Origin of the sequence: Streptomyces sp. NPDC001027, assembly GCF_040299045.1 — a bacterium.
Classification (GTDB): domain Bacteria; phylum Actinomycetota; class Actinomycetes; order Streptomycetales; family Streptomycetaceae; genus Streptomyces.
In genome coordinates this window covers 1-14,188 of sequence record NZ_JBEPBI010000207.1, presented here as the reverse complement: position 1 = coordinate 14,188, position 14,188 = coordinate 1, and the positions used below count along the sequence as shown (strand labels likewise).

At 71.4% G+C, this 14,188-nt stretch carries 8 protein-coding genes; all 8 read left to right on the top strand.

Annotated features, from left to right (window positions below):
- Window positions 1-2,801: Rne/Rng family ribonuclease (locus ABT300_RS34140; RefSeq protein WP_351684132.1), on the top strand; the 2,801-nt coding region annotated here is incomplete at its 5' end.
- A 434-nt stretch (window positions 2,802-3,235) separates the two neighbouring features.
- Entirely contained in the window at window positions 3,236-4,351 is a 1,116-nt protein-coding gene (locus ABT300_RS34135) for a DegT/DnrJ/EryC1/StrS family aminotransferase (RefSeq protein WP_351684135.1), read from the top strand.
- The gene (locus tag ABT300_RS34130) at window positions 4,348-5,367 is read left to right on the top strand and encodes a Gfo/Idh/MocA family protein (protein ID WP_351684129.1); all 1,020 of its coding nucleotides are present in this window, start codon (window positions 4,348-4,350) and stop codon (window positions 5,365-5,367) included. The genes ABT300_RS34135 and ABT300_RS34130 overlap by 4 nt, the downstream gene beginning before the upstream one ends.
- Window positions 5,368-5,471: 104 nt before the next feature.
- Window positions 5,472-8,060, top strand: a complete 2,589-nt coding sequence (locus ABT300_RS34125) for a glycosyltransferase family 4 protein (RefSeq protein ID WP_351684126.1) — start codon at window positions 5,472-5,474, stop codon at window positions 8,058-8,060.
- 20 nt (window positions 8,061-8,080) lie between these two features.
- On the top strand, window positions 8,081-9,664 hold the full coding sequence (locus ABT300_RS34120; RefSeq protein ID WP_351684122.1) for a glycosyltransferase family 4 protein: 1,584 nt from the start codon (window positions 8,081-8,083) through the stop codon (window positions 9,662-9,664).
- Window positions 9,661-11,307, top strand: coding sequence for a glycosyltransferase family 2 protein (locus ABT300_RS34115; RefSeq protein ID WP_351684119.1), 1,647 nt, complete (start codon window positions 9,661-9,663; stop codon window positions 11,305-11,307). The genes ABT300_RS34120 and ABT300_RS34115 overlap by 4 nt, the downstream gene beginning before the upstream one ends.
- Before the next feature lie 9 nt (window positions 11,308-11,316).
- Window positions 11,317-12,600 (top strand): nucleotide sugar dehydrogenase, encoded by a 1,284-nt coding sequence (locus ABT300_RS34110; RefSeq protein ID WP_351684116.1) that lies wholly within the window; start codon window positions 11,317-11,319, stop codon window positions 12,598-12,600.
- Window positions 12,601-12,856: 256 nt separating this feature from the next.
- Window positions 12,857-14,008, top strand: a complete 1,152-nt coding sequence (locus ABT300_RS34105; protein WP_351684114.1) for an acyltransferase family protein — start codon at window positions 12,857-12,859, stop codon at window positions 14,006-14,008.
- Window positions 14,009-14,188 lie beyond the last annotated feature (180 nt).

Here is a 14,188-nt window from a genome sequence, read left to right as displayed (position 1 = left end):
GCCGCCGTCGCCGCGGCGACTCCGCCGACGGCGAGGGGGACTCCGCCGACGCCGACTCGGACGAGTTCGCCGCCGAGCAGTCCGCGCAGGACGCCGAGGACACCGCCGAGCAGGAGGACGAGGACGCGGAGGACGAGGAGGCGGGCGGTTCCACCGCCGGAAGCCGTCGTCGCCGTCGGCGTCGTCGTCGCGCCGGCGACTCGTCCGCCGAGGGCGAGCCCGGCGACGGGGACCCGGAGCGCACCGTCGTCAAGGTCCGCGAGCCGCGCAAGCCCTCCGAGCCGTCCGACGAGGTGCAGTCCATCAAGGGCTCGACGCGCCTGGAGGCCAAGAAGCAGCGCCGCCGCGAAGGCCGTGAGCAGGGCCGCCGCCGCGTGCCGATCATCACCGAGGCCGAGTTCCTGGCCCGCCGCGAGGCCGTCGAGCGGGTGATGGTCGTCCGCCAGAGCGGCGAGCGCACCCAGATCGGCGTCCTCGAGGACAACGTGCTCGTCGAGCACTACGTCAACAAGGAGCAGGCCACCTCGTACGTCGGCAACGTGTACCTGGGCAAGGTCCAGAACGTGCTGCCGTCGATGGAGGCCGCCTTCATCGACATCGGCAAGGGGCGCAACGCCGTCCTGTACGCCGGCGAGGTCAACTTCGAGGCGCTCGGCATGGCCAACGGGCCGCGCCGTATCGAGGCCGCCCTGAAGTCGGGCCAGTCGGTCCTGGTGCAGGTCACCAAGGACCCGATCGGGCACAAGGGCGCACGTCTGACCAGCCAGGTCTCCCTGCCGGGCCGCTACCTCGTGTACGTGCCCGAGGGCTCGATGACCGGCATCAGCCGCAAGCTGCCCGACACCGAGCGGGCCCGGCTGAAGACGATCCTCAAGAAGATCGTCCCCGAGGACGCGGGCGTCATCGTGCGCACCGCCGCCGAGGGCGCGAGCGAGGACGAGCTGCGCCGTGACGTCGAGCGGCTGCAGGGCCAGTGGGAGGACATCCAGAAGAAGGCGAAGAACGGCGGCAACGCCCCGACGCTGCTGTACGGCGAGCCGGACATGACCGTCCGGGTCGTGCGCGACATCTTCAACGAGGACTTCACCAAGGTCATCGTCAGCGGTGACGAGGCATGGTCGACGATCCACGGGTACGTCTCGCACGTCGCGCCCGACCTCGCCGAGCGGCTGTCGAAGTGGACCTCCGAGGTCGACGTCTTCGCCACGTACCGGATCGACGAGCAGCTCGCCAAGGCGCTGGACCGCAAGGTCTGGCTGCCCAGCGGCGGTTCGCTGGTGATCGACCGGACCGAGGCGATGGTCGTGGTCGACGTCAACACCGGCAAGTTCACCGGGCAGGGCGGCAACCTCGAGGAGACGGTCACCAGGAACAACCTGGAGGCGGCCGAGGAGATCGTGCGCCAGCTGCGGCTGCGCGACCTCGGCGGCATCATCGTGATCGACTTCATCGACATGGTGCTGGAGTCCAACCGGGACCTGGTGCTGCGCCGGCTGCTGGAGTGCCTGGGCCGCGACCGCACCAAGCACCAGGTGGCCGAGGTGACCTCGCTGGGCCTGGTCCAGATGACCCGCAAGCGGGTCGGGCAGGGTCTGCTGGAGTCGTTCTCCGAGACCTGTGTGCACTGCAACGGGCGCGGCGTCATCGTCCACATGGAGCAGCCGACCGCGGTCGGCGGCGGCGGGAAGCGCAAGAAGCGCGGCCGCGGCGGTGACGGACACGTCCACGAGCACGAGGCGGCCGTCGAGGCCGTCGAGCCGCTGAGCGTCGAGCCCGAGACGGAGAGCGAGGCCGAGGTCGCCGCCGAGGCGGCCGAGCCGGTCGCGCTCGCCGCCCCGGAGTTCGCGCCGGACGAGGAGCTGTACAGCAGCATCGCCGAGGCGGAGGCCTCCGCCTCCCGCGGCCGTGGCCGTCGCCGGGCGAGCCGCCGGGCGTCCGCCCCGGCGGGCACGCCGCGAGGCGGCGCGTCGCGCAGGACGGGCGACTCCGACGCGTTCGGCGCGGCGGAGACCGTCGAGGCGGCCCCCGCGTCGCCCGCGGCTCCCGGGACGCTCGTCGACGCGCCCACCGCGCAGGAGGTCACCGCCGAGGCGGAGGCCGAGCGTTCGGTGCAGCCCGTCGAGGCGGCCGCGGCGCACGCCGAGCCGGTCGCCGTCGAGGACCCGGTCGTCGAGGCCGCGCAGGCGGCGGACACGCCGGCCGTCGACGAGGCCGCGCCCAAGGGCCGTACGCGCCGACGCGCCACCCGCAAGGTGTCCGCGCCGGCCGGGTCGCCGACGGGCGCCGAGGCCGCCGTGGTGACGGTCGCCGAGCCGGCGGCCGCGCCGGCCCCGGTCGCCGAGACGCAGCCCGAGGCCGCGCAGCCGGAGGCCGTGCCGGGCGACGCGCCCGTCGCGGAGCCCGTCGTCGAGAGCGCGGCTCCGGCCCGCCCGCGCCGTCGGGCCGTGCGCAAGGCCACCGCGCCGACCGCGTCGGAGGAGACGGCCGTGGTGGTCGTCCCGTCGGCCGCGCCGCAGGCCGCTGTGACGGACGAGGCAGTCGAGCCGGCCGTCGCCGGGACCGAGGCGCCCGTCGCCGAGGAGGCGGAGGCCGCCCCGGCGAAGAAGACGGCCGCCCGCAAGACGGCGAAGAAGGCCACGGCGAAGAAGGCCGCCACGAAGACGGCGACGGCCAAGAAGACGGTCGCGAAGAAGACCGCCGCCAAGAAGACGACGGCCAAGAAGGCGGCGAAGACGACGGCCAAGAAGACGGTCGCCGCGCAGCAGAGCGCGCCGTCGGTCTCCGTTCCGACGGAGGACTGACGCCCCGTGAGGGAGCCTTCGTGAACGCACGGCGACGCGGCCGCCCGGCACCCCGGGTGTCCGCGTCGCCGTGCGTTCACCCGCGGGTTACTCTGTGTTCTGCTTGTGACAGAGCGCACCCACGCACTGGGTTTCACTGCGATAACCCTGGAGAAAATCGCCGTCCGCGGGCTGGTAACGTGCACTGTGGTCCCGGTGGCCGATGACATGCACACCGTGACCACAGCCGATGGAGCACATCCGGTCTTCCAGCCGGACACGGCTGACTTCCCGCCAGGAACCCTATGAGGCGGGTCCTGTGTACAAGCCGTTCGCCCGCCCACAGGCATCGGCGGACAACCAGGGATGCGGCCGTGCTGAGCATCGACACGGCTCCTTCCCGACCAGGCAAGACGTGGTGCGCCTTCGAGGTCGCCGTAGAGGAGGGGATGTCGATGACCGACGCCCATGTGTTCATACCGGCCGCCAAGCCTGTGATCGGCGAGGAGGAGATCGAGGCCGCGGTACGCGTACTGCGCAGCGGCATGGTCGTCCAAGGGCCCGAGGTGGCCGCCTTCGAGGAGGAGTTCTCGGAGCTGGTCGACGGGCGCCACTGCGTCGCGGTCAACTCCGGCACCTCGGCCCTTCACCTGTCGCTCCTCGCCCTCGGCCTCGGCCCGGGCGACGAGGTCATCGTGCCGTCGTTCTCCTTCGCCGCCTCCGCCAACGCGGTCCGGCTGGTCGGCGCCGACGTGGTGTTCGCCGACATCGACCCGGAGACGTTCTGTCTGTCCCCGGCCGCGGTCGAGGCGGCCCTGTCGCCGCGCACCGCCGCGATCATGCCGGTGCACCTGTACGGTCACCCGGCCGCCATGGACCAGATCATGGCGATCGCGCAGCAGCACGGTCTCGCCGTGGTCGAGGACGCCTGCCAGGCGCACGCGGCCGCGCTGAACGGCACCCCGGTCGGCGCCTTCGGCGCCGCGGGCACGTTCAGCTTCTACCCGACGAAGAACATGCACAGCCTCGAGGGCGGCATGATCTCCACCGGTGACGCGCAGACCGCGCGGACCCTGCGCCTGCTGCGCAACCAGGGCATGGAGACGCGCTACGCCAACGAGATCGTCGGCGCCAACGTGCGCATGACGGACGTGTCCGCCGCGATCGGCCGCGTCCAGCGCGGCAAGCTGGACGGCTGGACCGAGCAGCGCATCGCCAACGCCGCGTACCTCACCGAGCACATCACCGCGCCGAACGTCCTCACGCCGAAGGTCGCCGAGGGCGCGCGGCACATCTACCACCAGTACACGGTGCGCATCCAGGGTGACCGCGACGCCGCCATGGCCAAGCTGACCGAGGCCGGCATCGGCAACGCCGTGTACTACCCGACGCCCATCCACCGGCTGAAGCCGTACTGGGAGCCGGACCAGAAGGCGGGTCGTGACTGGGACCTGCCCGAGACGGACCGCGCGGCCGCCGAGGTCGTGTCGCTGCCCGTGCACCCGGCCCTGTCCACGCAGGACCTGGAGCGCATCGTCACCGCTGTCAATGCTCTGGGGGAGCAACTGTGAGCACCGGGAAGTCGCTGCGAGCGGGACTCGTCGGCCTCGGTTCCATGGGGCGTCACCACGCCCGCGTCCTGTCCGGTCTGGACGGCGTCGACCTCGTCGGCGTCGTCGACCCGATGGGCGACAAGTTCGGCGCCGCCCAGGGGGCGCCGATCCTGAACACCGTCGAGGAGCTCATCGCCCTCGGCGTGGACTACGCGGTCGTGGCCTGCCCCACCGCGCTGCACGAGCCGGTCGGCCTGGCGCTCGCCGAGGCCGGGGTCTGCGCCCTGGTCGAGAAGCCCGTCGCCGACACCGTCGAGGGCGCCCGCCGTCTCGTCGACGCGTTCGAGTCGCGCGGTCTGGTGGCCGGCGTCGGTCACATCGAGCGGTGCAACCCGGCGCTGATGTCGCTGCGGGCGCGGCTGGAGGCCGGTGAGCTGGGCGACGTCTACCAGGTCGTCACCCGCCGTCAGGGCCCCTTCCCGCACCGCATCGCGGACGTCGGCGTCGTCAAGGACCTCGCCACCCACGACATCGACCTCACCGGCTGGGTGACGGGGCGTCAGTACGTGTCGATCGCCGCGCACACCGTCTCCAAGAGCGGCCGTGAGCACGAGGACATGGTCTCCGCGGTGGGCCGTCTCGACGACGGCACCATGGTCAACCACCTGGTGAACTGGCTGAGCCCGCTCAAGGAGCGGTTCACCTCGGTCACCGGCGAGCGGGGCTGCTTCATAGCCGACACCCTCACCGCCGATCTGACGTTCCACTCCAACGCCGCGGTGACCACCGAGTGGGAGGCCTTGCAGGCCTTCCGCGGTGTCTCCGAGGGCGACATGATCAGGTACGCCATCGCGAAGCGCGAGCCGCTGCTGGTGGAGCACGAGCTCTTCCGGGACGCGGTGCTCGGCAAGCCCGCCGACATCTGCACCCTCCGCCAGGGCATGCGCACCGTCGAGGTGGCGGCCGCGGTGCTCGAATCGGCGGCGCAGGGCACGACCCTGCGGTTCGACGACAGCCGCAGCGGAGCGGCCTGACACACCCGCGTGGCGGGTCGCCCGACAACGCCCGTCCCCGGTTCCCACCGCATCGTGGAACCGGGGACGCCGAACTTCTGTCTTCCACTCGGAGGAACTCACACATGGAATCCCCTGCCCGCCGGCCGCGCCTTGCCGTGATTGTCGCCAACGGCATCACAGGCGACTCTCGCGTACAGAAGACCGCTGTCGCCGCGGCCCGGGACGGCTGGGACGTGACCCTCATCGGCCGGAGCGACAGCAAGCGCGTCCAGCGGTCGAAGATGGGTCCGATCGAGGTGATCCGCGTCCCGGTGGGCGTGGACTACCTGCGTGAGGTGAACACCCGCAAGGCGCGCCCCCTGCGGGCGGCCGCCACCCAGTTCAACCTGCAGGACCAGGCGGCGCTGAACCGCTACACCGCGGCCTACCGGGCGTGGGTCCGCCAGAAGTCCGCCGAGACCGCGTACGCGGGCTCCCCGCGCCGCGCGTCGATCAAGGCCGCGCTGCGGGCCCGTCGGTCGGTGCACCGGCTGCGGGTCAAGGCGTTCAAGTGGGAGCAGCGGCGCAAGTCCAAGGACCCGGCGCCGGTCGGCGACTGGCGCCGCGACTGGCCGCAGGTGGTCGACCTCGACCTCGCCTTCGGACCGGTGATCGAAGAGGTCGAGCCGGACGTCATCCACGCCAACGACGTGACGATGATCGCCACGGCGGCGCTCAGCGCGGCCCGGCTGCGCGCCCGCGGCCGCTCCTGCGTCTGGCTGTACGACGCGCACGAGTACATCCGTGGCGTGGAATGGCCCAACCGCCGCCAGGCCTCCGCGCTGCCCGCGGTGGAGGCCGAGTTCATCGGCCGCGCCGACGCCGTCGTGACCGTGTCCCCGCAGATGGCGGAGCTGCTGAAGAACGACCACAAGCTGGCGAAGTCGCCGCTGGTGGTGGGCAACTCGCCGGTCCGTGAGGTGATCGGCGGCAGCAAGTCCACCGCGTCGGTGCGCAAGGCGTGCGGTCTCGGCCCCGAGACGCCGTTGATGGTGTACGCGGGCTGGATCGGCCCGGAGCGCGGTGTGGACGCCGTGATCGACGGCATGCCGGACCTCCCGGGCTTCCACCTCGCCCTGGTCCACGGCCGGATGACGCCCCTGCTCGAGCAGCTGTTCGCCCGGGCGGAGGCCCTCGGCGTGCGCGACCGCGTGCACCTGGTGCCGTACGTGCCGCAGCACGAGGTCGCCGACTACCTCTCCTCCGCCGACCTCGGCCTCACCCCCTTCCGGCGCGTCCCCAACTGCGAGGTGTCGCTGCCGACGAAGGTCTCCGAGTACCTGCAGGCCGGCCTGCCGCTGGTCACCAGCGACGTGAAGGTCATCAAGGCGTACGTCGAGGAGCGCCGCCTGGGCGAGGTCTGGACCTGGGACGACCCGAAGACGTTCGCCAAGGCCGCCGCACGGGCCATGGAGCACCGCGCCGAGCTCGCCGAGGCGATCACCGAGGAGGTCCGCACGGACCTGTCCTGGGAGACGCAGAGCGCCAAGCTGCTGAAGCTGTACCGCGAGCTGTCGAAGAAGACCCCGCCCGGTCCGCGGCCCGAGCTGTCCTGGACGGTGCAGGAGACCCCGGACGCCGTGCGTACCGTGGAGATCACGGACGGCGACGGCCAGCCGACCTGGAAGAAGCTCGGCGAGACCCGCGTCCGGCTGGGCCTCGGCCCGGCCAACTACGCGGGCCAGGGCGCCGCGTACGCCCAGGCCATCACACGCGTCAACCCGGACGTGTCGGTCGAGGTCGTCATGAACAAGCAACCGGAGTCCTTCGACTACCCGGCCGACGTCTACGTCGACGCGACCGCGCTCGGTGAGCTGCCCGTCCAGTTCCAGCAGGTGGAACGGATCGTCGGACGTTATACGCATCTGCTGGTCGATGCGTTCATGCCGGTCTTCGGCAACCTCAACGGCTCCTCGATCGCCGGCGACCTCGACGCGCTGAAGCAGGCCCGCATCAAGGTGGCGCTCCTCGCGCACGGCAGCGAGATCCGGCACCCCGCCAACCACATGGCCCGCCACCCGTTCTCGCTCTTCCACGACGCCCCCAAGGGCATCGCGAAGAAGCTCCAGGCCAAGGCCGAGCGGAACAAGCGGATCGCCACCGAGGCCGGACTGCCGCTGTACGTCACCACGCCGGACCTGCTGGAGGACCTGCCCACCGCGAAGTGGGCGCCGCTCGTCGTGGACGTCCTCGCCTGGGCCACGGACCGCCCCGTGATGGAGCGTGAGCGGCCGCTGGTGCTGCACGCCCCCTCGAAGCGGTGGACCAAGGGCACCGACCGGATCATCCCCGTGATGACCGAGCTCCACGACCAGGGACTCATCGAGTTCCGGCTCGCCGAGGGCATTCCGTGGGCCGAGATGCGCGAGCTGGTGCAGAGCTGCGATCTGGTCCTCGACCAGTTCACCACCGGCAGTTATGGCACGTTCGCCGTCGAGGCGATGGCTGCCGGTAAGCCTGTGGTCGCCTACATCAGCGACGGTGTGAAGGCCGCGACGGACGGGGCCCTGCCCATCGTCTCCGCCACCCCCGACACCCTCGGCGAGGTCGTGAAGTCCCTCGTCGACGACCGCGAGGGCACGGCCAGGATCGGCCGGGAGTCCGCCGCGTTCGCCCGTATGTACCACGACGGGACCTGGACCGTGCAGGTCCTCAGCGATTTCCTCAAGTGATCGGTTTAGAGAGGCTGTCAATGGAAGCGCAGAGTGCCGGCGCACACCGCCCTGTCAAGGGTCGCGTCGTCATGCTGGTCGACAACAAGGTCGACGGCGACTCGCGGGTGCAGAAGGCAGCCGAGTCCGCCGCGGCCGCCGGCTGGGACGTGGTGCTGCTCGGTCTCGTCCGCTCCGGCAACGGCCGCAGCTGGAAGCTCGGCGACGCCGAGGTGCGGCTGCTGCCGCTGAAGACCCCGCTGGCCAAGCGGCACGCCGAACGTCACCGCTCGCCGCTGCGCCGTCCGCTCGCCTATCCGCCGGGTCCGATGGCCGCCTACCGCCGCCAGTGGGTCAAGGCCTGGCGTGCGGACGTGGCCACCCGCCGCGCCGCGCTGAAGGTCGCGCCGAAGGCCGTCGGCTCCCCGATGTTCCGCAAGGCCGAGAAGGCCCGCCTCACGGTGGCCGGACCGGTGTCGAAGTTCATGCAGAAGTGGGTCGGGTTCCGCGCCCGGCAGAGCAGCCAGGCCCAGAAGGCCGGCCGCGGCCTGCACGGCCCGGTCGACCGGGCCTTCACCGCGACCTGGAAGGCCGTCAAGGGCAAGCGCGCCTGGCGCCGCCTCGAACCGGTGCTGTGGGACTACGAGTTGACGTACGGCGCGGAGATCGACGCGCTCAAGCCCGACCTCATCCACGCCAACGACTTCCGCATGCTGGGCGTCGGCGCCCGTGCCGCCGTCCGCGCCCGCGCCAAGGGCCGCACGGTCAAGCTGGTGTGGGACGCCCATGAGTTCCTGCCCGGCGTGCGCCCGTGGGAGGACAACGCCCACTGGATCCCCGGCAACACCGCGCACGAGAGCGAGTACGCCCCGTTCGCCGACGCCGTGGTCACCGTCTCGGAGGGCCTGGCCGACCTGCTGCGCGAGCGCCACGGCCTCGCCGAGCAGCCGACCGTGGTCCTCAACGCCCCCGACCGCCCCGTCGAGCGGGACCCGGCGATCGAGGACACCGAGCCGGAGCCCGACCTGCGCGAGCTGTGCGGGATCGGACCGGACGTCCCGCTGGTCGTCTACAGCGGCTCGCCCGGCGCGCAGCGCGGCCTCGGCGACATGGTGGAGGCCCTGCCGAAGCTGGACGGCGTCCACATGGCGTTCGTCGTGCCCGCGCCGGCGGCCGGCTACATCCAGGGCCTGCTGGCCCGCGCCCGGGAGCTCGGCGTCGGCGACCGGCTGCACGCCGTGCCGTACGTCAAGCACTGGCAGGTGGTCCGTTTCCTGTCCGCGGCGAACGTCGGCTGCATTCCCATCCACCACTGGCCGAACCACGAGATCGCCCTGATCACGAAGTTCTTCGAGTACTCGCACGCCCGGCTGCCGCTGGTGGTGAGCGACGTGAAGACCATGTCCGAGGTCACCCGTGCCACGGGCCAGGGCGAGGTCTGCCGGGCCGAGGACGTCGACGACCTGGCGCGTGCGATCAAGGCCGTGCTGGCCGACCCCGAGAAGTACCGGGCGGCCTACGACAAGCCCGGTCTGCTGGACACCTGGACCTGGGAGGCGCAGGCCGAGGTCCTCGACGCGCTCTACACCCGTCTCGTCCCCAAGAACCCGAAGGCGGGATCATGAGGGCGGCTGCGGCTCCCGACGTCACCGTGGTCATCGCGGTGTACAACACCATGCCGTACCTGACGGAGTGCCTGAACTCGCTCCTCGGGCAGAGCATAGGCCGCGAACGTCTCGAGATCGTCGCGGTCGACGACGGCTCCACCGACGACAGCGGCGCGGAGCTGGACCGGTTCGCGGCGCTGTACCCGGACACCGTGAAGGTGCTCCACCAGCCCAACTCGGGCGGTCCTGCCGCGCCCAGCAACCGCGCGCTCGAGGTGGCCACCGGCCGCTACGTGTACTTCATCGGCTCCGACGACTACCTGGGCGAGGAAGCCCTGGAGCGCATGGTGAAGTGCGGCGACAAGCACGGCTCCGACGTCGTCGTCGGCAAGATGGTCGGCACCAACGGCCGGTACGTGCACCAGGCGCTGTACAAGAAGAACGACCCGGACGTCAGCCTGTACGACTCGGCGCTGCCGTTCACCCTCGCCAACACCAAGCTGTTCAGGCGGGAGCTGGTCGAGAAGTACAAGCTGCGCTTCCCCGAGCACCTGCCGGTGGGCAGTGACCAGCCGTTCACCATCGAGGCGTGCGTGCGCGCGGCGAAGATCTCGGTGGTGGCCGACTACGTCTGCTACTACGCCGTCAAGCGGGGCGACGCCAGCAACATCACGTACCGCGCCGACCACCTGGCCCGGCTGCGGGCCACCGCGGAGATCATGGACTTCACGGCCGGCCTCGTCGAGGCCGGTCCGCAGCGCGACGCGGTCCTGCGGCGGCACTTCACCTGGGAGCTGGCCAAGCTCGTCCAGGACGACTTCCCGGCCCTCGACCGCGAGCTGCAGCGGCAGATCTGCGCGGGCATAGCGCGACTGGCCGACGCCTACTTCACCGACGGCATCCGCGACGCGATGGACGTCAAGCGCCGGGTGCGGATCGCCCTCGCGCGCATCGGCGCGATCGACGAGCTGGCCGAGGCGATCTCGTCGGAGAAGAAGCCCGGAGCGACCCCGTTCGTCCTCGAGGGCGACCGCGCCTTCGCCCGCTACCCCGGCTTCCGCGACCCGCGCATCGGCCTGGCCGACCGGGTGTACGAGCTGCTCGGGGAGTCCGTCCCCGCTCCGCTCGCCGAGGGCACAGAGCTGCTGGCCTCCGCCTGGGAGCAGCAGGGCGAGGCGCTCACGTACACGGTGTCCGTGCGGGTGCCGGTCGTCGGCGACGTCGACAAGGCCGTGCTGCGCCTGGTCAAGGGGTCCATGCCGAAGTCCGCGGACAAGTCGGGCGCCCGCCGGTTGAAGCCCGGCCACGCGCTGCCCCCGGTGACGGGCGAGACGACGCTTGAGCCCACCGAGGACGGCGCCGGCACGGCGCTGCACGCACGGGTCCCGCTGACGCTGGTCACCGCCGGCCGGGGTGTGCGGGTATACCTGGACGTGGCAGGGTTCACCTACGAGATACCCGTGCGCGGCGAGGGGCTGCCCATGCCGCTGGCCAGGCTGTGGGGTCCGCAGGCGGACCCGTACCGGGCGTCGGCGCTCGTGAACCCGAAGGGACGCGTCGTCGTCGACACGGCCCAGCTCCACCCCCCGAAGAGGACGGTCATCCGGCGGGCGCTGGGGGGCGCCGTCAGGAAACTGAAGTCCCGTTTGAGAAGGAAGTAGCGACCCTCCATGAACATCTGTGTAGTAGCGCTCGGCAAGATCGGGCTCCCGCTGGCGGTCCAGTTCGCCGCCAAGGGCCACCGGGTCATCGGCGCGGACGTCAACGAGAAGGTCGTCGAGCTGGTCAACGCCGGCGTCGAGCCGTTCCCCGGTGAGCACGACCTGGACGTCAAGCTGAAGCAGACGGTCGACGCCGGGCTGCTGAGCGCGACCACGGACACCGCCTCCGCGGTGGCCGAGTCCGACGCCGTCGTCGTGGTCGTCCCGCTGTTCGTCGACGCCGAGGGCGTCCCGGACTTCGGCTGGATGGACGCGGCCACCAAGGCGATAGCCCAAGGCCTCAAGCCCGGCACGCTCGTCTCCTACGAGACGACCCTCCCGGTCGGCACCACCCGTACCCGCTGGGCGCCGATGCTGGCGGAGGGCTCGGGCCTCACCGCGGGCGAGGACTTCCACCTGGTGTTCTCCCCGGAGCGCGTCCTGACCGGCCGGGTCTTCGCCGACCTGCGCCGCTACCCCAAGCTGGTCGGCGGCATCGACGAGGCGTCCGGCGCCCGCGGCGTGGAGTTCTACGAGCAGGTTCTCGACTTCGACGAGCGCACCGACCTGCCGCAGCCGAACGGCGTGTGGGACCTGGGCACCGCCGAGGCCTCCGAGCTGGCCAAGCTCGCCGAGACGACCTACCGGGACGTCAACATCGGCCTCGCGAACCAGTTCGCGCGCTTCGCCGACAGCAACGGCATCGACGTCAAGAAGGTCATCGAGGCCTGCAACTCGCAGCCCTACAGCCACATCCACCAGCCGGGCATCGCGGTCGGCGGCCACTGCATCCCGATCTACCCGCGGATGTACCTGTGGAACGACCCCGCCGCCACCGTCGTGCGCTCCGCGCGTGAGGCGAACGCGGCGATGCCCGAGTACGCGGTTGACCTGCTGGCGGCCGCCTACGGCGACCTGACCGGCGTGAACGTGCTGGTGCTGGGCGCCGCCTACCGCGGCGGCGTGAAGGAGACGGCGTTCTCGGGCGTCTTCCCGACCGTCGAGGCCCTGAAGGCGCGCGGCGCGGTCCCGTTCGTCTCGGACCCGATGTACACGAGCGAGGAGCTCGCCGCGCACGGCCTCACCCCGCACGCGGGCGAGAAGGTCACCGCGGCGATCCTGCAGGCCGACCACGCCGAGTACCGCAGCCTGACCCCGGCCGACCTGCCGGACGTCACGGTCCTCGTCGACGGCCGACGCACCACCGACCCGGAGGCCTGGAAGGGCGTCCGCAGGGTCGTCATCGGAGGCTGACACAGCCCGCCGTTCTGCCACGGCCCCGGTCCCTGCGGCCGGGGCCGTCCGCGTGCGCGGAGCCGTTCCCGACCGCCGGCTCCGGGCGGCCGTCTGCGCGGGGTTGCCCCTGTGCGGCCGCGGTGTCTCCCGTATGCTCGCCGGGCGGGAGCCGGGCGCGCCGAAGGCGAGGCAGCGGGGCTCCGCAAGGGGGCAGGCGCGTAGGAACCCGAGCTGTCGGTCCCCCCTCCGTACGGACACACAGCGAGGACGACGAATGTCCCAGACCGACGTCAAGGTCTCGGCCCTGCCGGACGCGCCCGACGCACCCGGAACCGTGCCGCCACGGCAATCCCGGGGCAATCGGCTCTACGCACTGGACGCGCTGCGCGTCATAGCCGCGCTCTCGGTGCTGATATTCCACTTCACCGGCGTGGACGCGGCGACCAAGGCGAACTGGGGCGTCAACCCCAAGGCGCTGTTCCCGTCGATCTTCCCGTACACCTCGTACGGCTCCTACGGTGTGCAGCTGTTCTTCATCATCAGCGGATTCGTCATCTGCCTGTCCGCCTGGAACCGCACTCCCGGCCAGTTCGTGCAGGCCCGGTTCCTGCGGCTCTTCCCCGCCTACTGGTTCTCCGTCGTCGTCGCCGTCGTCGTCTGGCGGGCGATGCCCGACGGTGCCCGCAAGGCCCCGAGCGTCAGCGACTCGCTCACCAACCTCACGATGTTCCAGGTGCCGCTCTCGGCCCGGCACCTCGTCGGCGCCTACTGGACGCTGTGGGTGGAGCTGACCTTCTACCTGATCTTCCTGGTCGTGCTCTGGAAGGGGCTCGACTACGTCCGCGTCTCGGTCTTCTGCTGGCTGTGGCTGCTCGCGAGCGTCCTGGTGCAGGAGGAGAAGGCGCCGCTGCTCGGCATCTTCGCGCAGCCGCTCAACACCGCGCTGTTCGTGTCCGGCATCGCGATGTACCTGATGTACCGGTTCGGTCCCGACCTCAAGCTGTGGGGGCTGCTGGGCGCGAGCTGGCTGGTGATGCAGAGCGACCTCGTCCAGCACGCGGACCATCTGCGGCACGACAAGGGCATGGACCGCTCCCCGTACGTCGCCCTCGCCCTCGTCACCGTCTTCTACCTGCTGGTTCTCGCCGTCGCGCTGCACAAGCTCGACCGGATCGGCTGGAAGTGGCTGTCCACGGCGGGCGCCCTGGTCTACCCGCTGTACCTGCTCCACGAGGAGCTGGGCTGGGCGATGATCCGCACCCTGTACGGGCACGTCGGGGCGTGGGCCACGCTGGCCATCACCACCGGGTCGCTGATCGTGCTGGCGTGGCTGGTCCACCGGTTCGTCGAGAAGCCGGCCCAGCGCTGGCTGCGCGACCGGCTGGACAAGGAGTCCCGGAAGCGCGCCGCGGCTGTCGAGGCCTGACCCGGGAGCCGAAAGGCCCCGCCGGGAGTCAGAAGACCCGCTGGGCAGAAAAGGGGGGGCGGGGGGACCACCCGGCCCCCCCGGCGGGGGGGGGGGGGGGGCGCAGACGCCCGCGGTGGGGACGCCGGCCATGTCGGGGTAAAGCGCGCCGGGGTTGGGGGACACCCACACCTACCCCAC

Excerpts from the sequence above, each read along its gene's own strand:
- ABT300_RS34120 (WP_351684122.1), top strand. The coding sequence starts at position 8,081 with ATGGAAGCGCAGAGTGCCGGCGCACACCGCCCTGTCAAGGGTCGCGTC.
- ABT300_RS34105 (WP_351684114.1), top strand. The coding sequence starts at position 12,857 with ATGTCCCAGACCGACGTCAAGGTCTCGGCCCTGCCGGACGCGCCCGAC.
- ABT300_RS34125 (WP_351684126.1), top strand. The coding sequence starts at position 5,472 with ATGGAATCCCCTGCCCGCCGGCCGCGCCTTGCCGTGATTGTCGCCAAC.
- ABT300_RS34115 (WP_351684119.1), top strand. The coding sequence starts at position 9,661 with ATGAGGGCGGCTGCGGCTCCCGACGTCACCGTGGTCATCGCGGTGTAC.
- ABT300_RS34110 (WP_351684116.1), top strand. The coding sequence starts at position 11,317 with ATGAACATCTGTGTAGTAGCGCTCGGCAAGATCGGGCTCCCGCTGGCG.
- ABT300_RS34135 (WP_351684135.1), top strand. The coding sequence starts at position 3,236 with ATGACCGACGCCCATGTGTTCATACCGGCCGCCAAGCCTGTGATCGGC.